At 66.3% G+C, this 25,646-nt stretch carries 17 protein-coding genes; 14 read left to right on the forward strand and 3 right to left on the reverse strand.

The features are described from left to right. On the reverse strand, window positions 1–273 hold the full coding sequence (locus B0I08_RS07920) for a DUF6457 domain-containing protein (RefSeq protein WP_106211515.1): 273 nt from the start codon (window positions 271–273) through the stop codon (window positions 1–3). A 51-nt stretch (window positions 274–324) separates the two neighbouring features. Then, entirely contained in the window at window positions 325–1,536 is a 1,212-nt protein-coding gene (locus B0I08_RS07925) for a molybdopterin molybdotransferase MoeA (RefSeq protein WP_245884692.1), read from the reverse strand. A gap of 175 nt (window positions 1,537–1,711) precedes the next feature. Here B0I08_RS07925 and moaA point away from each other — a divergent pair, with 175 nt between their 5' ends. Further along, window positions 1,712–2,830, forward strand: coding sequence for a GTP 3',8-cyclase MoaA (moaA, locus tag B0I08_RS07930; protein WP_106211519.1), 1,119 nt, complete (start codon window positions 1,712–1,714; stop codon window positions 2,828–2,830). A gap of 110 nt (window positions 2,831–2,940) precedes the next feature. Beyond that, on the forward strand, window positions 2,941–5,103 hold the full coding sequence (locus tag B0I08_RS07935) for an acyltransferase family protein (RefSeq protein ID WP_106211521.1): 2,163 nt from the start codon (window positions 2,941–2,943) through the stop codon (window positions 5,101–5,103). A 44-nt stretch (window positions 5,104–5,147) separates the two neighbouring features. Here B0I08_RS07935 and B0I08_RS07940 read toward each other — a convergent pair whose 3' ends face one another. After that, complete coding sequence (locus tag B0I08_RS07940) at window positions 5,148–6,539, reverse strand: TrkH family potassium uptake protein (RefSeq protein ID WP_106211523.1); 1,392 nt, start codon at window positions 6,537–6,539, stop codon at window positions 5,148–5,150. A gap of 159 nt (window positions 6,540–6,698) precedes the next feature. Between B0I08_RS07940 and B0I08_RS07945 the strand changes: the two genes are divergently transcribed. The 12 genes from B0I08_RS07945 to B0I08_RS08000 all read left to right on the forward strand — a co-directional run bounded on the left by B0I08_RS07945 (window position 6,699) and on the right by B0I08_RS08000 (window position 25,646). Then, window positions 6,699–6,980 carry a hypothetical protein gene (locus tag B0I08_RS07945; RefSeq protein WP_106211525.1) on the forward strand — a complete coding sequence of 94 codons (282 nt, stop codon included), beginning with the start codon at window positions 6,699–6,701 and terminating at the stop codon, window positions 6,978–6,980. Continuing rightward, window positions 6,977–8,821 (forward strand): alpha/beta hydrolase, encoded by a 1,845-nt coding sequence (locus B0I08_RS07950; RefSeq protein WP_106211527.1) that lies wholly within the window; start codon window positions 6,977–6,979, stop codon window positions 8,819–8,821. The genes B0I08_RS07945 and B0I08_RS07950 overlap by 4 nt, the downstream gene beginning before the upstream one ends. A gap of 10 nt (window positions 8,822–8,831) precedes the next feature. Then, window positions 8,832–9,374: a hypothetical protein gene (locus B0I08_RS07955; protein ID WP_146134353.1), complete on the forward strand. Its 543-nt coding sequence runs from the start codon at window positions 8,832–8,834 to the stop codon at window positions 9,372–9,374. A 125-nt stretch (window positions 9,375–9,499) separates the two neighbouring features. Beyond that, window positions 9,500–10,543, forward strand: a complete 1,044-nt coding sequence (locus tag B0I08_RS07960) for a TerC family protein (protein WP_106211531.1) — start codon at window positions 9,500–9,502, stop codon at window positions 10,541–10,543. A gap of 105 nt (window positions 10,544–10,648) precedes the next feature. Beyond that, entirely contained in the window at window positions 10,649–11,503 is an 855-nt protein-coding gene (locus B0I08_RS07965) for a PP2C family protein-serine/threonine phosphatase (protein WP_106211532.1), read from the forward strand. A 23-nt stretch (window positions 11,504–11,526) separates the two neighbouring features. Next, window positions 11,527–12,723, forward strand: coding sequence for an FHA domain-containing protein (locus B0I08_RS07970; RefSeq protein WP_106211534.1), 1,197 nt, complete (start codon window positions 11,527–11,529; stop codon window positions 12,721–12,723). After that, window positions 12,720–14,507, forward strand: a complete 1,788-nt coding sequence (locus B0I08_RS07975; protein ID WP_106211536.1) for a serine/threonine-protein kinase — start codon at window positions 12,720–12,722, stop codon at window positions 14,505–14,507. Before B0I08_RS07970 ends, B0I08_RS07975 begins: the two co-directional genes overlap by 4 nt. A 155-nt stretch (window positions 14,508–14,662) precedes the next feature. Beyond that, window positions 14,663–20,188, forward strand: coding sequence for an Ig-like domain-containing protein (locus tag B0I08_RS07980; protein ID WP_106211538.1), 5,526 nt, complete (start codon window positions 14,663–14,665; stop codon window positions 20,186–20,188). Between the two features lie 70 nt (window positions 20,189–20,258). Then, window positions 20,259–21,227, forward strand: coding sequence for an AAA family ATPase (locus tag B0I08_RS07985; RefSeq protein WP_106211540.1), 969 nt, complete (start codon window positions 20,259–20,261; stop codon window positions 21,225–21,227). A 5-nt stretch (window positions 21,228–21,232) separates the two neighbouring features. Beyond that, on the forward strand, window positions 21,233–22,531 hold the full coding sequence (locus tag B0I08_RS07990; RefSeq protein WP_181243322.1) for a DUF58 domain-containing protein: 1,299 nt from the start codon (window positions 21,233–21,235) through the stop codon (window positions 22,529–22,531). Beyond that, complete coding sequence (locus B0I08_RS07995; RefSeq protein WP_106211544.1) at window positions 22,528–24,882, forward strand: transglutaminase TgpA family protein; 2,355 nt, start codon at window positions 22,528–22,530, stop codon at window positions 24,880–24,882. Before B0I08_RS07990 ends, B0I08_RS07995 begins: the two co-directional genes overlap by 4 nt. Continuing rightward, on the forward strand, window positions 24,879–25,646 hold the full coding sequence (locus B0I08_RS08000) for an FHA domain-containing protein (protein ID WP_106211546.1): 768 nt from the start codon (window positions 24,879–24,881) through the stop codon (window positions 25,644–25,646). The genes B0I08_RS07995 and B0I08_RS08000 overlap by 4 nt, the downstream gene beginning before the upstream one ends.

The following is a 25,646-nucleotide window of genomic DNA, read 5'->3' on the forward strand; positions in this document are numbered from 1 at the left end:
CTACGGCGTGCCGCCGGTCCATCCCAGCGCGAGTTCGGTGGCGATGGCGGAAGCGCGTTCTGCGTCGGCGGCGGTACCTCCGCTTCGAGCCGCGGCCATGCCGATGAGGTAGGTACTCAACGGGCCAGCGGGGCGGGTGACGTTGTGCGCGACATCCCGCGTCACATCGAGCAGCACCCCGATCGGCACTTCGGACGGATCGAGCCCGAGCCGGGCTGCGAGGGCCTTCACCCACTCATCGAGGGCCTCGGGGGGTAATGCTTCAGCACTCATGCGATGTCCTAACGTTCGTCAACCTGCCAGCATCATTTCACGTGGCATCGGTCACGGCGAGGTGGTGACCATCACCGTTAGCCGGTCGCCCGCCTCCACCCGATCGAGCTGCTCTGGGATGACCGCGAGTCCGGTTGAACGGCCAAGACCTGCGATCAGATGGGAGCTGGATCCGCCCGAGGTTGCCCGCTTCACCCGCTCCCGACCTGGTTCACCCTCCACCACAACCGGCATGTACTGCATCCGTCCCGCAGGGCAGGTCCACGCGTCGTCCGCCACCGCGGTGATGGTCCTGCGGTGCAGAGAGGTGTGCCCGGCCATGCGCAACAACGCGGGCCGCACAAACGCCTCGAACGAAACATAAGCGCTCACCGGATTGCCCGGCAGGGCGAACACCACGGGGCCCTGCGGAAGCCGCCCGAATCCCTGCGGCTTGCCCGGCTGCATAAGAATCGGGCCGAAGAACATCGTGTCCAGCGGAGCAAGCACCGCCTTGACGACGTCGAACGCTCCGACGCTGACGCCGCCGGAGAGCACCATTGCATCGACCGTGGGGGCGATGCGGGCGAGCACCTCGCGAAGCGCATCCGGGTCATCGGGCACGGCACCAATGCGGGTGGCGACCCCGCCCGCTTCGGTCACGGCGGCAGACAACAGGAACGAATTCGAGTCCGGAATCTGGCCGCGGCGCAGCGGATGCCCCGGGGCAACGAGTTCGCTCCCTGTCGAGATCACCGCCACTCGCGGAGCAGGATGGACCAGAATCGCGTCGGCTCCCGCGCTGGCCGCGGCGGCCAGCCGGGTGGGCCACATCACCGACCCCGCGCTGACCACCCGGTCACCGGCGGCGGCATCCTCTCCCGCGCGCCGCAGGTGCGCTCCGGCCCGCGGAGGGCGAAACACCAGCACGGTCGCGGTGCCCTCGTCGGTGTGCTCGATCGGCACGACAGCGTCGATGCCGTCCGGAATGGGCGCGCCGGTCATGATCCGGGCGGCCTGGCCGAAGTCAATGGTCGGGTTGTCCGCGCTGCCCGCCGGCAGGTCTGCGACGACGACCAAGGCGACCGGAGCAGATTCGCTCACGCCACGGAGGTCAGCGCTGTGAACGGCGTACCCGTCCATCGCGGAGTTGTCGAACGGGGGAGTGGCCGTGGCCGAGCGCACGTCCTCGGCCGCAACGAGCCCGCGGGCGGCATCGAGCGAGCGTCGCTCCGCACCGAGCACCGGCACCGCGTCCAACACGATGGCCAGGTGTTCCGCCACAGTTCGTGAGTACACCCGGGCTGACGGCGCGCAGTCGTCGTCTCGTGTCATCCCGCGGGGTCCCGGTTCATGCGCTCAGACATGCGCTCAGACTACCCGCGCCCGGTGCAGCTCCGTCGTGCCCAGAAGACACCGCAAACAGGCGCGACACGCGTGCGAGGGTTAGTGTCGAAGGATGACCAGTGCCGAATCCCTCGACACCGCCCCCGGTTTCTACCGCGGTATGGCGGATGTTCCGGCTGATGTCATCGCCCCGACCGGAGTGCTCACGGACAGCCGCAATCGAGCGTTCCACGACCTGCGCATCTCCGTGACCGACCGGTGCAACTTCCGCTGCGTGTACTGCATGCCCAAAGAGGTGTTCGGCAAGGACTTCGCCTTTATGGAGCGAAGCGAAATGCTCTCCTTCGAGGAAATCACCCGCCTCGCCCGCATTTCCATCGCCCACGGTGTCGAGAAAATCCGGCTCACCGGCGGGGAGCCACTGCTGCGCAAGGGGCTCGAGGAACTCGTCGGCATGCTCGCCGCCCTCCGCACCCCCGACGGGCGGCAGATCGACATCGCGCTGACCACCAACGGCTCCGCGCTGGCGATCAAGGCCCAGGCGCTCAAAGAGGCGGGTCTGCGGCGGGTGACCGTGTCCCTCGATTCCCTCGACGACGCCACCTTCCGCACGATGAACGACGTCAACTTTCCCGTCGCCCGGGTCTTGCAGGGGCTCGACGTGGCGCACGACGCGGGACTCGGACCGGTCAAGATCAACATGGTGGTCAAGCGCGGCCAGAACGACCACGACGTCGTGGCGATGGCCGAACACTTCAGGGGCACGCCGTTCGTGCTGCGCTTTATCGAATTTATGGATGTCGGCATGAGCAACGGTTGGGACATGGCCGCCGTTGTTCCCTCGGCCGAGATCGTCGCGCGCATCAGCGAGCGGTTTCCGCTCGAGCCGGTGGCACCCACCTACAACGGCGAGACGTCGCAACGCTGGCTCTACGCAGACGGGGCGGGTGAGATCGGGGTGATCTCCAGCGTCACCCAGTCGTTCTGCCACTCCTGCTCGCGCGCGCGCGTGTCGACCGACGGCAAGCTATTCACCTGCCTGTTCGCGACGGACGGCCACGACCTCCGCGAATTGATGCGCAACGGGTGCACCGACGACCAGCTGGCGACCGTGATGGCGCACATCTGGCGCGATCGCACCGACCGTTACTCCGAGTTGCGCAGTTCCACGACGCGCGAGCTGCGCCTCAACGGCAAGAAGCGCATCGAGATGTCGTACATCGGGGGATAGCCCGCCCGCGATTGCCGCCAGATGGAGTGGATGTCGGGTACCGCCAGATCTGGCGGTACCCTCGGTGAGAGCGTTCTCACCGAGGCTCATCCTGACACTTTGGGGGGCCAGTGGTATCCGTCGTCGCGCGCGACCTCGCTTCTGACGAGATCGCACCCCCTACGAGCACCCCGCCCCGGTTTCGTCCCGATCTTCAGGGCCTGCGGGCGATCGCCGTGGTGGCTGTTGTGCTCGAGCACGTGCTGCGCACCCCGACGGGCGGTTTCGTCGGGGTGGACATCTTTTTTGTCCTGTCCGGCTTCCTGATCACCGACCTGCTGCTCCGTGAGTACGAGGTGACCGGACGGGTCTCGATGTCGCGGTTTTACGCGCGCCGCATCCGTCGCATCCTCCCGAGTGCTGTCGCGGTGCTGGCGGCGACCGCCGTAGCGGCGAACTTCCTCTTCAACAAGGCGACCGCCCTGTCGACCTTCTGGGACGCGGGCTACGCCTTCTTCTTCGCTGCCAATTGGCACTTCGCCGATTCGGGTACCGACTACTTCACCACCGCGGGCTCGGCCTCGCCGCTGCAGCACTACTGGTCCCTCGCGGTAGAGGAACAGTTTTACCTGCTCTGGCCCTGGATCCTGATCGCCGGCCTCGCCATCGCGACGGCACTGTTCCGCACCTCCCCTCGCAAACGAAGCGTGCCGCGGCTCTTCGTCGGTGTGGTCATGGCTGTCATCGTGGCCGCGTCCTTCTGGCACGCGCTGCTTGAAACGGCCGCCAGCCCCACGATCGCGTATTTCTCGACGTTCACCCGGGCCTGGGAACTCGGAGCGGGCGCGCTCCTCGCGGTGGCGGCACCGCTGTTTCTGCGCTGGCCGGCGGCGCTGCGCGCGGTGGTTGCCTGGATCGGCCTGGCGGGCATCGTCGCCGCGATTGTGCTGATCGACACGAGCCTCCCGTTTCCCGGACCGACCGCGGCAATCCCGGTGGCCGCTACCCTGCTGGTCATCGCCGCGGGCATCGGCGGCCCTCAACGGTCGCTGGTTCTGCTCACCAATCCCGTGAGCGTCTACGTCGGCAACATTTCATACTCGCTCTATCTCTGGCATTTTCCGATCTCGGTGTTCCTCTTCCTGCTCATGCCCGATCGGGACCTCGTCGGCACCCTGATGGTGCTGGGTGCGATCCTGGTCGTCTCAATCCTGATGTACTCGCTCATCGAGCAGCCGCTGCACCGGTCGCCGTGGCTGCGGTCCTACCGCGATCGCCCCGGCGACCGCACGGTCGACTGGCAGGCCTGGCGCGACACGTTCGGCTCACAGTTCATCCTGTCGCTGACGGGGCTGATCGTCGTCGCCACCGTCATCGCCTTCGTGGTCGGGGTGTCGCCCCGCGGGTTCACGCCGATGACGGAACCCGCTGTGGACCCGGCCGCCAGTCAAAACCTGGAGCTCGCGCTACAGGCCGATCTCGCCGCTGCGGTCGCGGCATCCGCCTGGCCCACAAATCTTTCTCCGTCGCTCGACGACGCGATCCGTTCGACGTCGAGCAACAACCCCGCGCGTGCCTGCTTCGACATCGGTGACACCCCGAGCTTTGATCGCTGCACCTGGGGCAGTGGCGACGCGCCGAACCACATGTACCTCGTGGGGGACTCCGAGGCGCTCTCGTACGCGCCGGCGTTCAAAACCATCGCCGAGTCGAGCGGTGGCCAGTGGAAAATCACGACGATCGGTCTTTATGGCTGCCGCTTCACGGAGGTGCAGATCCAGAACGATGGCGCGGGCGTGACCGAGGCGTGCCCGCAGCGTAAGCAGGACATCGCCGAACGCATCGGCGCTGACGCGCCGCAACTGGTCGTGGTAGCGAACGCCTACGCGCTGGGAAACAGCGCACAGGGCGGATCTTTGTCCGTGGCATCCATCGTCACATCGACGTCAGCGGAGGCCGCGAAGTACAACGCCGCCGGCAAAATCGTGTACCTCGCGCCACCGCCGCTCGGCATGGAGCTCAGCACGTGCTACTCGCCCCTGCTGAGTCCGCAGAGCTGCAATGCGCCGGTGGGCAAGACATGGAACGAATTCGCCGAGGCGACCAGTGCGGCGGCGGCGGCCAGTGGTGACCGGTTCATCTCGTCGCTCGGCTTCAGCTGCGCGAACGGGCTGTGCCCCGCGTTCGCCGGGACCCTTCCGACCAAGTACGACACCGTGCACATGACGAGTGCGTACTCGGCGCGGGTGGCCCCCTCGATCCAGAATGCGCTGGTGGCGCTCGGCGCGATGTGACCGCCGACGAGACAGCGGCGACTTGGGGTGACACCGGGTGATGGTCAGCCGATGATCGGGCGTTCCTCCGGATAACGGAAGAGCAGGTTGCGCCGGCGGATTGCGAGGGCGGATGCCAGTCCGATCGGACCCACCCGTCCGGCGAACATCAGCGCCGCGAGCACGTACTTGCCCGCGGGGGGCAGCTCTTCGCTCAACCCCACGCTGAGTCCGCAGGTGGCGAAGCCGGAGATCACCTCGAACAGGATGCGGTCGAGCGGCGCGTCGCTGACGAGCATGATGAGGCCGGTCGCGCCGAGCACCAGGGTGGCTCCGAGGAACGTCACACTGATGGCCACGCGGAGGGCGTCTTCTGGGATGTTTCGTCCGAAGATCATCAGGTGCTTGTCACCCTTGGCCTCAGCGAGAATGGCGAGAAAGAGCACCGCGATGGTGGTCACCTTGATTCCTCCCGCGGTGGAGGCCGATCCACCCCCAACGAACATCAGCGCGTCGGTCGCGAGCAGGGTGATCGCGTTCGAGTCAGACGGGTCTACCAGGGAGAAGCCGCCGGAGCGCATCATCGTGGAGGCGAACAGGGCGTGGAAGAGCTTGTCGGCGACGCTCATGTCACCGATGGTCTTCACGTTCGACCATTCGAGCAGGCCCCAGAGCGCTGCGCCGGCGACGAGGAGGATGGTCGTCGTGCTGAGCGTCAGTTTGGTGTGCAGGGTCCACCTGCGCCACTGCCATTTCACCACCATCAGCACGAGGAAGATGGGGAAGCCGAAGCTGCCGATGAAGACCCCGACCATGATCGGCACGAGGATCCACAAGTCCCCCTCGAATCCGAGCAGACCGTCGGGGTGGACGACAAAGCCGGCGTTGTTGAAGGCGGAGATGGCGTAGAAGATTCCGTGCCAGAGTCCCGTCAGAAACGACTCTTCGACGATGATGAAGCGCGGCACGAGGATGACCGCGAGAGCGAGCTCCAGGGCGAGCGAGGTGACGATGACGATCCGCAGCAGCGATTGCACCTCGCCGAGGCGGGTGGTGCCGATGCCTTGCTGCGCGAGAATCCGACCGCGCACGCCGAGGTGCCTGGTCACCGCACGCGAGAGCAAAAGGGCGATCGTCACAATGCCGAGGCCGCCGATCTGGATGCCCAGGAGAATGACAACCTGGCCGAAGAACGACCAGTGTTCTGCCGTGTTCACGGTGGTGAGCCCGGTCACGGTTACGGCGGACGCGGCGGTGAATATCGCGTCGTACGGTGGGGTGGATTCGCCGTTCGCGGCTGAGATGGGAAGACTGAGCAGTCCGGCGAAAAGCAGGACGACCATCAGGATAACGACGAGGGCGAGAAGTGCGGGGGACGCCGTGACGAGCTTGTTGCCCGCCGTGACGAGACGCCGCCCGAGTGTAGGGAGACCTGACGTGGTGCGCGTGTGCTCCATCGCCGTCCTCTCCCGATCCCGGTCCATTGCTGATGGACATGGATCACATTAGCTGTTTGGTCGGCGCACAAATATCACCGCGCGGGCACCAATCCCACCTGTTTACTCGAACTTTCCTCAGCGGACGGTAGGGTAGACCAAACGGTCTGAGGGGGCACAGTGGCGGATTTGCAGATATCGGGGGATTACCTCGACTCTTTGCGCGCGAGCTTCACCACGCTCGCCGCTCTGGTGTCACCCGAAGACGGTGCCGCGGTGGATCACAGTTCGTGTGGTTCGGAGATCGTGGCATCCGCGGGCAATTACCTCGTTTCCGTGCAGGATTCGCGGGCGGCGATCGCTGCGGGCAACGCGACCGCCCTCAGTGTGCATGCAGGGACAACCAGCGTCGAAGTCGAGGCGCTCGAGGCGAGCCTTGCCCGATCCGCGGGGGACCTATGAGCTGGGACCCATTCCCGCCGTCGACCTCGAGCTGGAGCCTCGTCTTTGAGGTTCCCGATCCTGGCGCCGGCGACGTCGACAATCTGCGGGCCATCGCGGCGTCGCGAACCGCACTCGTGAAGAGTATCGATACGGCGATCGCGAGCGTGAGGAGCATTTCCTCAGACCTGTCCGCCCACTGGACCGGGCTCGCGGCCGACACCAATCTCAATGCCACACTTGCCCTGGTTCCCGACCTGACCACCCTGCGGGCGTCGTACGAGGCGCACGCGTCGGCTCTGACGACCTATGCCGCCGAGGTCGATCGAATCAAAATAGAGGCCGAGGCGCAAGCAGCGGTGTACAACCAGGCGACGAGCGATGTGGCGGATTCGCGCGCCCAGCGCGCGGCCATCGACGGTATTGGCCAGTACACCCCGCGCGAGTACGAAGCCCCCGTCGGGGCGCCCGCCGGAACGTACGACGAGGACGACTGGCGGCGCGCTGTGCTGCTGGACGGTTACGTCGAAGAAGGCCGAGAAACAATTGCCGCGGCGCGGGCGGCACTGGAGGCGTTGGTCGCCGACAGGGCTGCGGCCGACCAGGCATGCGCTGACGCGCTGCTCGGGGGTTCTGCCACGGGTCCATTCGGCGCCATCACAATGGATTCGTCCATTACCCAGGAGGAATTGTTTGCTCTGCTGGCGACCATGTCGCCAACCGAAGCTGCCCTGTTCCTGAACAGTCACTCTTCTGCCGTCAATCTGCTGGAGGACGGCAATCCTGACAACGCCGCGGAGGTCGCCGCACTCTGGCTGGCGCTCGGCGCCGGTGGCACCGAGGTGGCAAGGGAAAATCCTCGCGTTGTGGGAAACCTGGAGGGCGCGTCTTCGTGGGACCGCGGGATCGCCAACCAGCTTGTTCTCACCGCGGAGATCGAGGAGGCTGAGAGGCTTTTCGCCAACGGCGGCAACCGTGATTCCGACTACTACGAGAGTCGCCTCGTAACGCTCCGCGGCATCCAAACGGCCGTCGGTGACGGACTCGGCGCGAAGCCACCGCGTACCATTCACTCACTCGACACCAGTGACAAGATCCTCGGCTCTATTGTTCTGGGTGACCTCGACAACGCGGAATATGCCTCTTACAACGTGCCCGGTATGGACACCACTGCCGACAACATGAGCGGCTGGACCGACGATTCCAATACCTTCTATGCCAAGCAGGTTCAACTTCTTATCGCCGGAGGAATGGACAAAGCTGACGCCAAGAAGGAAGTCGCGGTGGTCGCGTGGATCGGGTACGACACCCCGAACCCGCTGACGGTCAGCTCTGAAATCGAAGCGTATAACGGCGCGGCGAAGCTCGACGCCTCGATCGCGGGAACCCAGGCGCAGCGGGATCTCCACAATCCGAACGGACGCCTGGGAGTAATTGCCCACTCCTACGGTTCCACAACCGCGATGCTTGCCCTGTCAAGAGACCGGGGAGTCGACACCCTGGTGACCTATGGTTCCGCCGGAGAAGTGATCGGGTCGAACCCGGTTCTCACCGATGGCTGGTATCAAACCCAGATCTGGGACGACCCGTGGGCGCGCGTCGGGCAGTTGCTGGGTGGACGACCGTCCCCATTCCTTGATCCCGATTCACAGCCGCTGGATGCCGAGGGCGGATCCTGGTACAACCCACGCACGAAAACACGCGAGTATGTGATTGACGCGTCCGGACACTCCGGCTATCTGGTGAAAGACACCGCGTCGCTGCACAATATGGCAGCAATCACAATCGACCGCCCGGATTTGGTTTCCGTTCCTGAGCCTCCAACCCCGGTGCGCACCCCTCGGCCCGTTCCACCCAATTAGAGAGCGCACCATGCACCAACACCTAGCAACAAAGCTCAGCATGGCGGTCGCGGTCGTCGTTCTGGTAACGCTGACCAGTTGTTCCGGCCAGACAACGCCCGAGACGTCGCCGACCTCTTCCCAGGAGACAGAAATGATCGATCCAGCGCAGGCACGAACCGACCTCTATGCCCAACTCGACGCGGCGCAGGCGCTGGTCGGCGGGGAATGGGACAACTCCGACGACTCCAGCCCCATGGGCTGCACCCTGAACAGCACCGAGGGGGTGACCTTCACGGGCACACGATACTCGAACGACACCGCGGGCGAGGAAAGCCTTGCCGCGGTCGCGCAGCTGTGGGAAGGAATGGGCTTCACGACGGAAGCGAGGAACGACGTGGGACCGTACAAGGTGATCGTCGCGACATCCACCACTGATCCGTCTCATGTGCTCCGCTATGGTCTTGCCGAACAGGCGATGTACCTCGAGGGGCAGGGCGCCTGCGGTGAGGGCGACCTGTACGAATGGGTCATGAAGATTCGCCAGGAATCCGAAGACGCTACCCAGGAGTAGCTACCGGGCAATTTCGCGGCACGGGCTGTCTTGGCGGCCGGGGAGTTTCATACTGGAGTCTCCAGTCTTGTTTGTAATGGCGCGACGTTCTGGCCCACTGCATCCATTTCTGCCCGAAGGACCCCATGGAGCTTCCGCTGCCGCTCGCGTTCGAAATCACCTCGATTGCCGTGCTCACCGCGATCATCGTCATCGACCTGATCCTGGCCTACCGTCGCCCGCACGTTCCCTCGACCCGGGAATCATCCTTGTGGGTCGGCTTCTACGTAGGACTGGCGCTGATCTTCGCGGTGATCATGTTCTTCGTCGGCGGCAGCGAACACGCCGGGCAGTTCATTGCCGGGTGGCTGACCGAATACAGCCTGTCTGTCGACAACCTGTTCGTGTTCGTCATCATCATGGCGCGCTTCAAGGTGCCGCGAAAGTATCAGCAGGAAGTGCTGATGGTGGGCATCATCCTCGCCCTTATCTTTCGTGGGATATTCATCCTCCTCGGTGCGCAACTGATCGAAACGTTCAGCTGGATCTTCTATCTCTTCGGAGCGTTTTTGCTCTACACGGCAATCAACCAGGCCTTCGGAAATCACGACGACGAGATGGAGTCTGAAAGCCGGCTCATCAAGTTCCTGCGCAGGCACGTCGCGATCACTGACGACTACGACGGCGCGAAGATTCGCACCGTGGTCGATGGCAGAAAAGTGCTGACGCCGATCGTCATCGTGTTTGTCGCGCTCGGCACCACCGACCTTGTGTTCGCCCTCGACTCGATCCCCGCAATCTTCGGCATCACGCAGAGCGCCTTCATCGTCTTCTGCGCAAACGTGTTCGCGCTGATGGGGCTGCGCCAGCTGTACTTCCTTCTTGGCGACCTCATCGACCGTTTGGTGTACCTGAAGTACGGCATCGCCTTCATCCTCGCGTTTATCGGAGTGAAGTTGTTTTTCCATGCGCTTCACGAGAACGAGGTCTTCTTCATCAACGGCGGCGAGCACGTCGAGTGGGCGCCCGAGATCAGTACCCTCACCTCGCTCGCGGTCATCGTGCTGTCGATGGCCGTCGCGGTCGTGGCGAGCCTCGTGAAGATCCGTTCAGACGCCAAGCGCTCGGCGGCGGCCGACGCCAACGCGACCCTCGACCGCACCGTCGACGACCGCGAGCTCCGGGACTGACTCCCGCGGGTGCTAACACGACAACGGCTCACGGTCTCGCGCCGACTTGGTACCGTTGAGACGCGCGGCGGGTCGAGCCGCGCGCCAATCGTTCCGGGGGACCACATGCAGACAACGAGCGTTGTGCTGGTTGCCAACGGTGAGGCGCGCTTGAGTGCCTCGGCCCAGAGCGTCGTGGGTATGGTGCGCCGGGTGAACGAGGACAGCTACCTCGCGCGAAGCCCGTTATTTGTCGTCGCGGACGGCATGGGCGGGCACGAGCGCGGCGACCGGGCGAGCCAGGCCATCATCGCAACGCTCGACGGCCTGCTTCCGAAGGGTTCGATCCCCACGTCCGCCGCCGTGGTCGAGGCCCTCTCCTCTGCGAACGACGCCGTTCGGGCGCTCGGCGACGAGCACGGCCGCCGACTGATGTCTGGATCGACCCTTGCCGGCGTCTGCCTGGTGGGGCGGGACGACGTGACCGGACTCCACTGGATGGTGTTCAACGTCGGAGATTCCCGTATTTACAGCTGGGACGGCCGCAGCCTGGTGCAGCTGAGTGTGGACCACTCGGCCGTGCAGGAGATGGTGGATGCTGGCGAGCTCACCAATGACGGAGCGCGACGGCATCCGAATCGCAACATCATCACTCGTGCGGTGGGCGCCGAGGACAGCGTTGAGGCAGATATTTGGCTCCTCCCGGCTGACGGACCCCAGTCATTTCTCATCTGTTCGGACGGCCTCACCCGGGACCTCGAAGACGAGGACATCGCGCGCGTCCTCGCCGAGTACGGAGTGGGCGGCACGCAACTCTCGGTTGCTGACGCGCTCGTCGACGCCGCGAACATCGCCGGCGGTGGCGACAACATCACCGCCGTGGTGCTGAACTGCGAAGTGACGGGTGCGTCGCCAGACGACCGAACCAGCGAGCGCGCCGGTGCTTCCGCTATCCACGACGACACTCGACCTCGGCTCTAGCCGCAACCAGGGACAGGCTCATCATGATTCACTATCTTCCGGCCCCCGTGCTCGCCCCGCAGGCGGGTCAGTCTGACGGCAGTACCCCGGGCGAGAGCTGGCTTGTTCTCGCGGCCGCCGACACCGCATTGATGATCGATCTTTCGGCGCCGACGTCGGGTGCGATGGCGGATGTCGTCAGCGATCTCTTCGCCGCCGTCGAGTCCACCGGGGCGACGAGGGCCGTTCTCGACCTACTCACCGCCACGGGGCTTCGGGACGTGCCGTCGTTTGTGCTTGCGAGTTGGGGCGAGAACCAGACGTTGCAGCTGCTCGTGCGGGGGATCAGTGACGTTGTCGTCGAGACGACATCCGGCAGTGAGAATGTCGACGGGGGTGTCGTCTCTACCTGGGTAGAGCGGGTCATCCCGGGCGCCCGGGGTGTCCGGGTCGGGATGTCCGCGCTGGGCGGATCCACGGCCAGCGCATTGCCGCTGGCATCCGGTGCCGCCTGGGCCTCGGCCTTTGCGATGGGGGTGGCGTCGGCGAGCAGATCGCTGCCACCTGTCGAGAAAGCATCGCCTGTCGCGAAGGCACCTCTGATTGAGGAGCTGCCGCCGACCGAGGCGATGCCCACTATCGAGCCAGCGCCAGCGCCAGTGCCAGTGCCAGCGCCAGTGCCAGTGCCAGCCCCAGCGCCGGAGCCCGAGTCATCGCCAGTCGAGAATGATGCCGTTTCCGAGGAAACCATGGTGCGCACCCTTGAGGACGTGGGCGTCGGCGGCCAGGAGCTACCGCCGCGGGAAGGCGACCACGACGGTGAAACGATCATGAGCGGCGACCTTGCTGGTATGCGTTCGCGCCGGCGCGGGGGAGACAGCGCACCGCGCGTGCCCAGGGGGCGTGATCTCGTTCTCGTTCTCTCCACCGGAGCACGCGAGCCCCTCACCGAGACGATCATCGTGGGCCGCGCGCCGAGCGTGAGCAAGGTGTCCAGCGGGCGGGTGCCACGCCTGGTGACGATCCCCGGCGACCAGGACATCTCCCGCAGTCATGCGGAGTTTGCTATAGAGGGGGACACGGTGGTGGTCACCGACCTGCACTCGCGCAACGGGACATCCGTCATTCTGCCGGGAAAGGCACCTCAGAAGCTGCGCCAGGGCGAGCCGACCGCGGTGCTCGTCGACACCGTGGTTGACCTCGGCGGCGGAATCACGGTGACCGTGGCGGAACAGGCATGAGGCGCGCGCCGTCTGAGGCCCCGACGATTCCGGGCCTCGAGTTTCGCCGTCTGCTGGGCACCGGTGGATTTTCGGACGTGTTTCTCTACGAGCAGCAGCTGCCGCGGCGGCGCGTAGCGGTGAAGGTGCTGCTCACGGACAGTCTCAACACCGCGGCGCGAGAGGCGTTCGTCGACGAGGCGAACGTGATGGCGCAGCTGTCCGCGCATCCCTACATCGTCACCATCTTTCACGCCGACGTCGCCGCCGATGACCGGCCGTACTTTGTTATGGAGTACTGCTCTGGTCCCAGCCTGTCGGAGTTGTACAAAAAAGAGACCTTCTCCGTCGCCGACGCCCTCCGCACGGGCGTGCGGTTGTCGGGTGCGATCGCGACCGCGCACGCCGCGGGGATCCTGCACCGCGACATCAAACCCGCCAACGTGCTCACCAACGACTTCGGTTGGCCGGCGCTGACCGACTTCGGGATCTCGTCCGCCGTCGACGAGTTGCCCATGCAGGCTCTCGGCGACGCGGGTCAGCTACAGGACAGCGGTGGATCGACCGCGAGCCAGTCCGTTGGGATGAGTGTGCCGTGGTCGCCGCCAGAGATGTTCGAGGATGTTCCCCGGCCCGATGTGCGCTCCGACGTATTCTCGCTCGCCGCCACGATTCATACCCTGTTGGCCGGTCGCACACCCTTCGAGATCCCGGGGCGTTCGAACGGAACGCTCGATCTTGTCGGCCGCATCGAGCGGGGTGTGATCACCCCGATCGGGCGTGACGAGGTGCCGCGCTCCCTGTCGGCCGTGTTGCAGAAGGGTATGGCCACCCGCCGCGACGAGCGGTACGCTTCCGCGATCGAATTCGCACGGGCGCTTCAGCGCATTGAGCTCGAGCTCGGATACTCGCCGACCTCCATTGAGGTTCCCAACCTGGTCGTGCGCGACCGCGACGATCACGCCGACGCTGGCGGTGAAGATGAGACCCGGGTCAGATCGGTGTCCACCATCGCGGCGCAACCTCCGCGAGATCCGGCGCCCGGCACACCGGCGCCCGGCACTCCGGCGCCCGGCTCTCCGGCGCCCGGCTCGGAGGACGAGACGCGTGCGCGCTCCTTCACCGTGATCGGCGAGCCGCCCGCGTCTTCACCTGCATCCCTCGCGGAAGAGGGCACAATCGTGCGTTCGGCGATGACGGCTCCGGCCACCCCGTGGTCTGCCGGTGCTGCCGACGGCGACGTCGACAACGACACGGTCGTCCGTCCGCGCCGCCAACGCACCAGTGTCGAGGGCGTCCACGCTGCGCCCGCGCAGCCCACCGACCCCGCCGTACCCGGGGCGGTCGCATCAACGGACCGCGCAATCGACGGCGCCAGCGGGCGCTCGCGCCGCCGGCTGGGCATCGTTGCCGGCCTGGTGGCGGCGGTTGTGGCAGCCGGTGTCATCACCTCCCTTGTCGTGGCAGGCGGCTCCGTTCGCGAGGAGTCCCGTCCGAGCGCGGAGGCAACCAACGGCGGAGGAAGCGCAATTGTGGGCGGCGCGGTTCCCACTCCGACGATCGTGTCCGCGGTGGCCAGCGTGGACGACGAGTCGGTCACCTTCACCTGGTCCAATCCCGAGCCGGAAGACGGTGACCGTTACACCTGGGCGCTCGCGGAACAACCGGGCAAGCTCACTCCCACGACCGAGCCGACGGTCACCGTCGCCCGTCCGAGCGCGGGGGCACGCGTCTGCGTCACGGTGTACGTGCTGCGCGCCGGTCGCACTTCGGGTGTGCCCCTCGAAAGCTGCAACCCGGAGTAACCACGCTCGGAGTGGGTGGCCCTATATCGAGGACTGGAACGGTCTGTTACGTTTGTGACAGCTGACAAATATTCTTCAACTTGATGAAGAGCTAGAACTCGGGCGGGGTGCACCAGGTGGGGTTTCTAAGCTCACGTCCAGGGTGGCGCAAAACAGTGTCATCGGCGACGATCATCGCCGTTCTGGCCGGCGTCCCGATCACGTTTGCCGTCCTCCACGAGGGCTTCCCGATCACCGATGTCGAGCTCGAGGTGCAGAGCGTGTGGGTCACCAATGGACCCGCGTTCCTCGCCGGGCGCCTGAACCGCCAGATCGAAGAGCTCGACGCGTCCGTCCAAACGGCGACGGACAACATCGATGTCTTGCAAAACGGCGACCAGATCTTCCTGCACGACCGCACCCAGAGCACCCTCGAACGCATCGACCCGGCCTATACCACGCTGCTGGAGCGCGCCGAAATTCCGCTCGACTCCGAGGTCATCCTGGGCGGAACCACCCTGTCCGTCGTGGATCCCGCCTCCGGCAACCTGTGGATCGTGGATGTCGCGAACGAACTCAACTTCAACCCGACCACCGTTGATCCCGACCTGGAGCTCGGCGAGGGTGGTCACGCGACGGTCACCGCGGATGGCACGATCTTCGCGACCTCGCCAGACGACGGCGTGCTCTACACGATCGACGGGTGGGGCAACGACCCGGTCGAGACCAGCCTGAGTGTGCCGGAATCGCATCAGCTCTCGGCGGTGGGAGACACGGCCGTCATCCTCGACGACGAAGCCGACACGGTGATCTTCGCCGACGGCGAGACGGTGGATCTCGGTAGCGATGGCCTCAAACTGCAGCAGCCGTCGCTGGAGAACTCTTACGCGTTGGTGGCCGGCGCAACCGGCCTGCTTCAGGTGCCCCTCGACGGTGGCGAGGTGACCGAGGTAGTGGCCGACATCGTTCCGGTGGTGGGTCCCGCCGCGGTAACCGCGCCGGTCTGGCTCGACGGTTGTGCGCACGGCGCGTGGGCCGGGGAGCAGCGATACCTCCAGGCCTGCGACGGCGACACACCGAACCCGATCACAATCGAGCAGCCCACGGTTGGCGCCGAACTCGTTTTTCGCGTCAATAAGAACGTGATTGCCCTTAACAACGTCAACAACGGCAACGCCTGGATCGTAAAGGAAGCGCTTCGCCTGGTCGACAACTGGGAGGAAGTGACTCCTCCCGAGCAGGAGGACACCGAGGAGGGCGACGAGAAGTCCGCCGAGCAGTCCTTCGAGGACACCCTCGCCGAGCGCACCGACCAGAACCGACCGCCGGTGGCCCGCGACGACGAGTTCGGCGTGCGCCCGAACCGCACCACGATCCTGCCGGTGCTCGACAACGACACGGACCCGGACGGCGACGTGCTCGTCATCACCAAGTTCACGGCTCTCGACGAAAGCGTGGGCAAGCTCGACGCGATCGACGGCGGTCGCGCGCTGCAGTTCACGCCCGCGGCGAGCACCGTCGGTGGCACCTCGTTCCGCTACACCGTCAGTGATGGCCGGCCGGGCGGCGTCGCCGAGGCCAGCGTCAACATCAACATCGTTCCCCTCGAGACGAACCGGCCGCCCGAGCAGAAACGGGGGGCGACGGCGAAGGTCGAGTCGGGGCAGTCCATCGGCTACAACGTGCTCTCCGACTGGACCGACCCCGACGGCGACGACATCTTCCTCGACGGCGCCACCGCCGCCAGCGGCGACGAGGTGCGCTTCACACCCGACGGCTTTGTGACCTTCCAGCACCGGGGCGGCGAGCTCGGCCAGAAGAGCGTGCCGTTTGTGGTCTCCGATGGAGCTCTGTCCGGCACCGGCGAACTCGTCGTCGAGGTCGTCGCTGCGGGAGGCCTCAGCCCCGTTGGCACCCCCGACTATGCACAAGCCTTCGCCGGTGACACCGTTGTCGTCGAGCCGCTGAAGAACGACCTCTCTCCGTCCGGCGCGCAGCTCACGCTGCTCGGCGTCGAGGAAGTCCCGGCCAACGCGACGGTCAGCCCGAACCTCGACCGGGGCACGGTCGCCGTGAGCTCGGCCGACGTCGGCACGATCTACCTGAAGTACTCCCTCGGCGCGGGCGCGAATACCTCGATCGGGCTGATCCGGGTCGAGTTCCGCGAGGACCTCGGCGAGCCGCTTCCGCCGGTCGCCGTCAAAGACATCGCCTTTTTGCGACAGGGTGAGGCCACCAGCGTCGAGGTGCTGAACAACGACGTGTCCCCGGACGGCAGTGTGCTCGCGGTGCAGTCTGTGGACATTTCCACCACCAATGCGGCCGTGTCGGTCGAGGTTCTGAACAACACGATCGTGCGGGTGAGCGCATCATCCGCTCTCACCGAACAGACCCAGTTTAGCTACACCATCTCCGACGGGGTCCGCACGGCAACCGCCGGCGTCACCATCGTTCCGGTGCCGCCGATCGTCAACCGCCAGCCGCCCGTGGCCGTCGACGACCGGGTGAGTGTGCGCGCCGGCGACTTCGTGAGCGTTCCCGTGCTCGCCAATGACTTCCACCCCGACCAGGCGCAGCTCCTTCTCACGCCCGAATTTGCGGATGTCTCGGCCGCGGGCACCGGCCTGCTCTTCACCAGCGGGGCCGAAGTTCGCTACCAGGCACCCAAGGAAGCGGGCGAGTACCGAGCCGTGTACCGCGTGCAGGACCAGTTCGGCGAAAGCGCCACCGCAACCGTCACGTTCGTCGTCACCCCGCTGGATCTCGACACAAACCAGCCCCCGGTTCCGACGCCGCAGACCGCCCGCACCTTCGCCGGCGCGACCGTGCGCATCGATGTGCCGCTCGACAGTATCGACCCGAACGGCGACTCGGTGGTGCTCACCGGCTACACCGTGCGTCCGGAAAAGGGACGCATCGTCACCAGCGCGAGTGACCACTTCATCTACGAGGCATACGCGGGCTCGGCGGGCACTGACACATTCAGCTACGAGGTGCAGGACACCTACGGTGCTCGCGCGATCGGAGTCATCACGGTCGGTGTCATCCCGCGGGCCGACACAACCTCCCCGCCAAACGCGGTCGACGATGCCGTCGAAGTGAAGCCCGGCAAAACGGTCTCGGTCGAGCCGCTGCTCAACGACTCCGACCCCAACGGGTTCGCCCTGAGCCTGGTCGAGGATCTCGTGGAGGTGGACGAGGGGATCGTCGCCCGCACCGACGGAAGCAAGGTCATCATCGAGGCCCCCGAAACCGAGGGCGCTTTCAGCCTGCGCTACCAGATCGGCAACGGCGAGGGCGGGGTCGACTACGCGTTCATTTCCGTGAAGGTGACGAAGGATGCCGCGACGCTGTACCCCTCGGCAATTGACTACTACGTTCCCGTCGATGACGTCGTGGACGCGGAGTCCGTCGCCGTCGACATTCGCGAGCTGATCAACAACCCCAACGGGCTCGACTCCGACCTGCTCCTCTCGGTCGAAGGACCGAACGCGTCGGTCGCGAGCGTCGACCAGGCGACCGGCCGGGTTACCGTCGCACCGGGGGAGACCCGCATCGCCGTGGCCTACCGCGTCACCGACCCGCTCGACCCGACCCTGACGGCGACCGCCTTCATCGTTGTGCCCCCTGAAGTCAGCGCAAGCTACTCGCCCCCGCCGTACCTGCGCCCCGACCTCGACCAGCAGATCATCGAGATGAACGGTGAGATGGAGTGGGACCTTGCCGACATCCTCGTGGTTCCCTCTGGACGGCCGGCGATCTTGACGGACACCGCCAAGGTCAGCGCGAACTACAGTGACGGTTCGCCGCTGTTTGTAGACAACAACACGCTGCGCTTCTCCGCCGCGACGGACTTCCGCGGACAGACTGATATCGCCTTTGAAGTGACCGACGGATCATCCGCCGACGACCTCAACGGCAATACCGTGCTGCTCACCCTGCCGGTCACGGTCGGTGACCCCAACTTCGAGGACACCGCGCCGACCTTCACCGCCCTTGACCTGTCCATCGAGGCCGGCGAGGAGGCGCTCACCGTCAACCTGCAGGACTCGACCTCGCACCAGAACCGTGCGCTGCTGCCCGAGTTCCGCTACGGCGATCTCTCCGGCGCGAGCGCGGGGATCGTTGCGTCGCTCAGCGGCTCGCAACTGACCGTGTCCGCGCCGCGCGACGTGAACCCCGGCGCGACAACGACGCTGCAGCTCACGATCACCTACCGCGACTTTGTGGTTCCGGCGACGGTGACCGTGCACACGGTTCCGTCGACCAGACCCCTCGCCCAGGCCACCATCGACGAGTTGAAGGGCCAGCGCACGAAGGCGACGAGCCTCAACGTGCTCGCGAACGACTTCAACCCGTTCGCGCAGGATGGCGAGCCGCTCGTGCTGACCGACGCGCGGGTGGACAACGCCGCCGAGACGTCCGCCTCCGTCTCGTTCACCGCGGATGGCACCGTCAACGTTGTGCCGGATGCCTCCTTCATCGGTGTCGTCAGCATCGTGTACACGGTCGAGGACGCCACGGGAGATGCCACTCGCACGGTACAGGGGCGCTTTCTGGTGACGGTGCGGGATGTACCGAGCCAGATCGCCCCGGCACCCGTCATCCGCTCAGAGGGAGACCAGGAGGTCACCGTCTCCTGGACCACACCCGCCACGAACGGGGAGCCCATCCTCGGCTACACGATCACGTGGGAGAGTGGCGTAGCCACCCTGCCGAGCGGCGCGTCGCAGTTCACCGCGACCGGACTGGCCAATGGTTCGAGCTACACCTTCCGGGTGAAGACGCGCAACGTGCTCGGCGAGAGCACCATTTCCGACCCCAGCGCGGTCGCGCGTCCGTTCGGAGCCCCCGGGGCGCCGCCGTCGGTAACGCTCACCGGGTCGTCCAACGGCAGTGGCAGCCTCTCGATGAGCTGGGGCGAGGCGAACGGTAACGGCCGCGGGGTGTCCAGGTACGTGTGGACTCTCGCGAACGGCACGAGCGGCGAAGTTTCGGGTACAACCCGCACGGCGTCGACGACGGTTCCGGTCGGTACCGCCCACACCTTCACGGTGACGGCATTCGGTCCGACGGGCCTGGCTGGGGCGCCGAGTGGCTCGTCCGCATCGCAGACGCCGACGCCGGGTGCACCTGCCGGCGCCACCGCCACGGCTGGCGCAAAGGGTGACAGGAACGTGCAGCTGACGTGGGGCGCGGCCCGTTCCGACGGTGCCTCCCCGCAATACGAGATCTCGATCAACGGTGGCGGCTGGACGAACATGGGTGGGGCGACCAGTCACACCCACGCCGGCGAGTTCGGTCAGGCAACGTCCTTCGGAGTTCGCGCGGTTGCCAACGGAGTCATCGGTGGAGTGACCACGTCCAACTCGGCCTCCCCTGTCGATGTCGACCCGGTTGCTGTCGCCTCGGCAACTATTTACAAGGGCGGGGTATCCCCGGACGCTCCGTGCTGCCGTTCGGTCGGCGTCACCTACCAAAACTACGTGCCCGGGTACTACGCGATTACGACCTTCATCAACGGTGCTCACGCTGGATTGACCGAGAGTTCATACGCGATGCTGGCCCCCAGTGGTTCGTTGATCATCAGAAACTCGCTCGGCATCCGCAATGACGCATCGATCCAACTGCGCCTCACGGGCCCGGGCGGCGTGCTCTGGTCCGATGAAATTACCGGCGCGCAGTGGAATGCGATGGGGTAGCGCGCTCGCTGCGCGCTCCCGACATCCACCTGATTCACCCTTTTTCCGCACACACCACGAAGGACACAGCATGCCCGTAACCCAGGAACAGGCGACCTGGTTCGCTGACGCGTTCGAGAAACTCGTTGGCAACGTCGACAAGGCGATCCTCGGTAAGAGCCACGTCATCCGGCTCGTGCTTACCGCGATGCTGTCCGACGGCCACGTGCTGCTCGAGGACTTTCCTGGCACGGGAAAGACGGTTCTCGCGAAGGCGCTGGCGAACACGCTAGACGGAACGAACTCGCGCATTCAGTTCACCCCCGACCTGCTCCCGTCCGACGTCACCGGCGTCACGATCTACGACCAGGGCAAGGGCATCTTCGAGTTCCACCAGGGACCGATCTTCGCGTCGATCGTGCTGGCCGACGAGATCAACCGGGCGAGCCCGAAGACCCAGAGCGCGCTGCTCGAGGTCATGGAGGAGGGCGTGGTCACCGTCGATGGTGTGGGGCACTCGGTCGGCAGCCCGTTTATGGTGATCGCGACCCAGAACCCGGTCGAGCAGGCCGGAACCTACACCCTGCCCGAGGCGCAGCTTGACCGCTTCCTGTTCAAGACCTCCCTCGGCTACCCCGACCACAAGACCGCCGTGGTGCTGCTGATGGACTCGGCGAACCGGGCCCGCGCGTCCAAAGTGTCTCCGATCATCGCGTCAGACTCGGTCACCACGATGGCGCAGCTCGCCTCGCAGGTGTACGCCGACGAATCGGTGATGGACTACGTCAGCCGCCTCGTGACCGCCACCCGCACCCACAAGGATGTTCAGCTCGGCGTGAGCATGCGGGGAGCGATGGCCCTGGCGCGCGCCACGAAGACTTGGGCGATCGCGTCCGGTCGTACCTTTGTCACCCCCGACGACGTGCGGGACCTCGCCGTGCCCGTGCTCGCCCACCGCGTGATCGTCGACCCGGAGTCGGACTTCGCCGGCGTGACCGCGGAGGACATCATCCAGCGCATCCTCCTGGATGTCGAACCGCCGGCGTACCGCGCGGCATGAGCAGCGTGACCGAGCAGGTCCCGGCGCGGTCGGTGCGGTTGCGCCGCGCCCGGGGCAAATTAGGCAGCGGGATGTCGCGGGCCGGGGTCACGACGAAGACCCTGCTTCAGGTGGCCGCACTGCCACCGCGGCGCGCCTGGACGGCGATTCGACCCCTGCTCGCGGTCATCAGCCCCCTCGGCTGGATCGTGCTTGGTTCCGCCGTGGCGATCGCCGTGACCGGGTACCTGCTCGGATGGCAGGAATTCGTTTACCTCGCGATCACCCTGGTCGCGGGAATGATCGTCGCCACCGGCTTTATCTTCGGCCGATCCGCGTACACGGTCGAGATCGAACTGAGCCCGCGCCGAGTGGTCGCGGGGGAGCGCGCCCTTGGTCGGCTGCTGGTCAGAAACATTCGCCCGCGGCGCTCCAGCGCCTCCCGGATGGAACTGCCCGTGGGGGCCGGTGTTGCGGACTTTGTGATCCCGGCGCTCGAGCCGCGCGAGGAGCACGTGGAACTGTTCGCCGTGCCCACCACGCGCCGCGCCGTCATCGTGGCGGGACCGGCGGTGTCTGTTCGAGGCGACGAGCTCGGTCTGCTGCGCCGCACCGTGAAGTGGGCCGAGCCCATCGAGCTGTTTGTGCACCCGGTAACGACGCCGCTGGCTCCGTCCGCTGCGGGGTTGGTGCGCGACCTCGAGGGTGAGGTCACCAAAACCATCACAAACAATGACATTTCGTTCCACGCCCTGCGCGCGTACCAGCCCGGCGACGACCGCCGTTATGTGCACTGGCGCACCTCGGCACGCACCGGCCAGTTGATGGTGCGCCAGTTCGAGGAGACCCGTCGCTCGCAGCTCATCATCGTGTTCGTCGCGGATAAGGCGCACTATGAGTCCGAGGATGAGTTCGAACTCGCCGTGTCTGTTCTTGCGTCACTCGGTGTGCAGGTGATGCGCGACGGCACCAAGGTCGCCGTGGTCAGCGAACGCGTCGAGCTGCGCACCCGTACCGTGACATCGTTGCTGGACGAGAGCTGCCGCCTCGAGCCCGTATCGAGCCCGTACCGCACGACCCGGGAGTTTGCGCGCACCGCGACGCTCCGCCTGCCGAGCCCCAGCGTGGTGATGGTGGTGTCTGGTTCGCGGTTGCCGATCGGCGACTTCCGCGCCGTCGAACGCCTGTTCGGACTGGACACCGTCACCGTCGGATTCCGCGCCGAGTTCGGTGCCGCCCCCCAGCTGACCTCGATCAACAGCCTCCGCGTCGCAACGGTCGGTGCCCTCACCGACCTGCCGCGCCTGGTGAGGAGAGCCTCGTGAGCGCCCTGCGATCACCCCTGCCGCGCCTGTCTACAACGACCTGGGTAGATGTCGCGACCCTGCTGACCCTCGCAACCATTGCAATGGTCGGCCTCGGGAGTGCCTTCGACTCGATCGACTATCTCCTCGCGGGCCTCGGGGGCCTTGTGGTCGGCACGCTTGCCGCCCTCGCCGCCCAGCGCTTCCGCTTGGGCACCCTGCCGACGATCGCGGTCGCCATCGGTGCATACTTCGTGCTCGGATCCGTCTTTGCCCTCCCGCGCGATGCGCTCTTCGGATTTCTGCCCACCCCGGACACCCTCGCGAGCCTCACCATCGGGGCCGTCTTCGGCTGGGCCGACATCCTGACGCTCCGGGCTCCCGTCAGCCTGCCCGATTACGTGACCGCCGTGCCGTACCTCGCCGGCTGGCTGGTTGCCGTCGTGAGCATCACGCTTGCCACCCGCTGGCTTCCGAACCGCACGCGCACGCCCTGGCGGTCGGGCCTTCTCCTCATCGGTCCCACCCTGCTGTACACCGCGGGCGTACTGCTCGGCACCGATGAGGCTTACTTCGCCGCCGTGCGTGGCGTCACGTTCGCCTGCATCGCGCTCATCTGGCTGGGCTGGCGCCGACGCGACTCTGCCCAGGTGGCCATCGCGGGAGGCCGCCAGATGCTGCGGCGCAAAGTGGTCGGTACGGCCGCGGTTGTGGTGTCGGCTGCGGTTGTCGGCACGCTGGTGGGAAACCTGGTGGTGCCTCCGGAGGAAGACCGGTTCGTGCTCCGGGAAAACATCGATCCGCCTTTCGAGCAACTCGTCTACCCCAGCCCACTCGCTGGGTTCCGCGAATACACCAAGGACTACGTCGACACGACCCTGATGACGGTTACCGGACTGCAGACGGGCGAACGAATCCGTCTCGCCACGATGGACACCTATGACGGTGTCAGCTGGGGCGTTGCCGGCGCCGCGGAGTCTTCCGACAGTTCCGGGCAGTTCCGCCTCGTCGGACGCACCATCCCCGAGCCGCCCCTCGTCACCTCGAACACCGAAAGCAGCCTCGACGTCACGATCGCGGGATACGACGATGTGTGGATCCCCAGCACTGGCTACGCAGAGGCGATCACGCTGTCGCAAGCGCAGGGCGCCGCAGACGAAGACGTGCGCTACAACGAAGCCACCGGCACCGCAGTGCTCACCAGCGGCCTGGCCTCCGGGGACAGTTACTCGATCGGCGCGCTCCAGCAGGATCTTCCCGCAGCGGAGGCGCTGGCCGATGTCCCCGTCGCTGCAATCGCACCGTCCGCGGTCAGTCGTATTCCCGACCCGGTGATCGCCAAGGCCGCGGAAATCGCCAATACGGCAAGCACTCCGTACGCGAAACTTCAGGCGCTCGAGCAGTGGATGATCACCACCGGCTACCTCAGTCACGGAACCGCATCCGACCAGGCGCCCTCGCGTGCCGGACACGGCGCCGACCGCATGTTCGACATGGTCACCCTTCCGACCATGGTCGGCGACGAGGAGCAATACGCGTCCCTGTTCGCCCTGATGGCGCGCAGCCTCAATTACCCGGTGCGGGTCGTGATGGGCTTCGCCCCCGAGGCCGTCGGCGGCGGTCAGGTTTCGGTGACCGGCGACGACGTCACCGCCTGGATCGAGGTTGCCTTTGACGGCGTGGGCTGGCTGCCGTTCTTCCCAACCCCTGATGAAACGGATGTCCCGCAGGACCAGGTTCCCAAGCCAAAAACTGAACCGCAGCCGCAGGTGAGACAGCCGCCGCGCACAGACAGCGAGCCCGACGACCTCGTCACCGCCGTAGAGATCGACGACAGTGACGATGAGGAAAAGACGCCGTTCGTGCTTCCGACCTGGGTGTATATCGCCGGCATCGTGCTGGCGATCCCGATCGTGCTGCTGCTCATCCCGCTCCTGGTCATCGGCGCGCTGAAGAAGCGCCGCCTGCGGCGCCGCCGCAACGCGGGCGCGGGCGATCTCGCTGCTGCCGGAGCGTGGGACGAGGCGCTTGACCAGTATTCGGAGCTTGGGTTCGACGTTCCCCAGCGCACCACCCGACGCCACGTTGCTGCGGGACTTCAGGACCAGGTGCTCGACCGGGGTGTCACCGAGACGACGGGCCTCACCGTTCTTGCCGCCCACACCGACGATGCCGTATTCGGCGGTCGCGATGTGTCACCGGAGGAGACGGAGCGGGTCTGGACGGAAGCGCTGGCCTCCGTCGCGATCGCCCGCGCGGCTGTGGGACGCTCGCGACGGTTTGCGAGCCGGTTCCGGGTCAGCGCCGCGCGTGCCTGGGCCGCCCGGGTCGCGCGCTCGGCGGCGTCAGCGAAGTCGAAGGAGAAGCCGTGAGCGAGAACGACGGTATCCGCCCGCTCATCAAGCTGCCGCCGGGACTGAGCCCCGGATCCGAGCCGGCGCCGGAAGAGTCGAACCCGCCACCCGCGCGGGACCTCATCGGGCCGCCGCCGGGCGTCGGTGCAGCGCCGCCAGTCGGTGCCGCGGTGCCCGGCGGCGCCTCCGCCCCGCCCGCACTGCCCGTCCCGAACCCACCCGCCGGTCTTCCCCTCCCGCCCCCGCTTGCGTTCCTCGCGCCCGCTACTTCGGCTGCGCCACAGGCACCCGCGCTGGAGACGGCCGAGCCGCCTGCGCCTGCGCCGGAGCAGCCCGCGCCGGAGCATCCCGCGCCGGAGCCGCCCGCGCTGGCGCCAGGGTCGCGTGGGCATGCTGCGCCCGAACCAAGGCCCGAGTCCGCCCAGGAGCCGCGGGGCGTCGCACTCGTGCTGCCGGACGGCACCCGGCATCCGCTCGTTGGATCGGTCCTGATCGGGCGCGCTCCCGCGGCGCTGGCAGGGTGGGAGGCGGCAACCCTTCTCCGAGTGCACGACCCGGAACGGTCGGTGTCCAAAACGCACGCCGCACTCACCGTGGTCGATGGTGAAGTGCGGGTGTCCGACCTGCACTCGACAAACGGTGTGCGCGTGCGCGTGCTCGGCGCTGGCGGCGTTGGCGGCGCTGGCGACACTGAGGTGCTGGTGGATGTCGGGAGCCCAGCCCCGGTCGCCCCCGGTGACACGGTGATCCTCGGCGAATTCCCGATCCAGCTGGTACATTGA

This window comes from Glaciihabitans tibetensis (assembly GCF_003003265.1).
In the GTDB taxonomy this organism is placed as follows: Bacteria; Actinomycetota; Actinomycetes; order Actinomycetales; family Microbacteriaceae; genus Glaciihabitans; species Glaciihabitans tibetensis.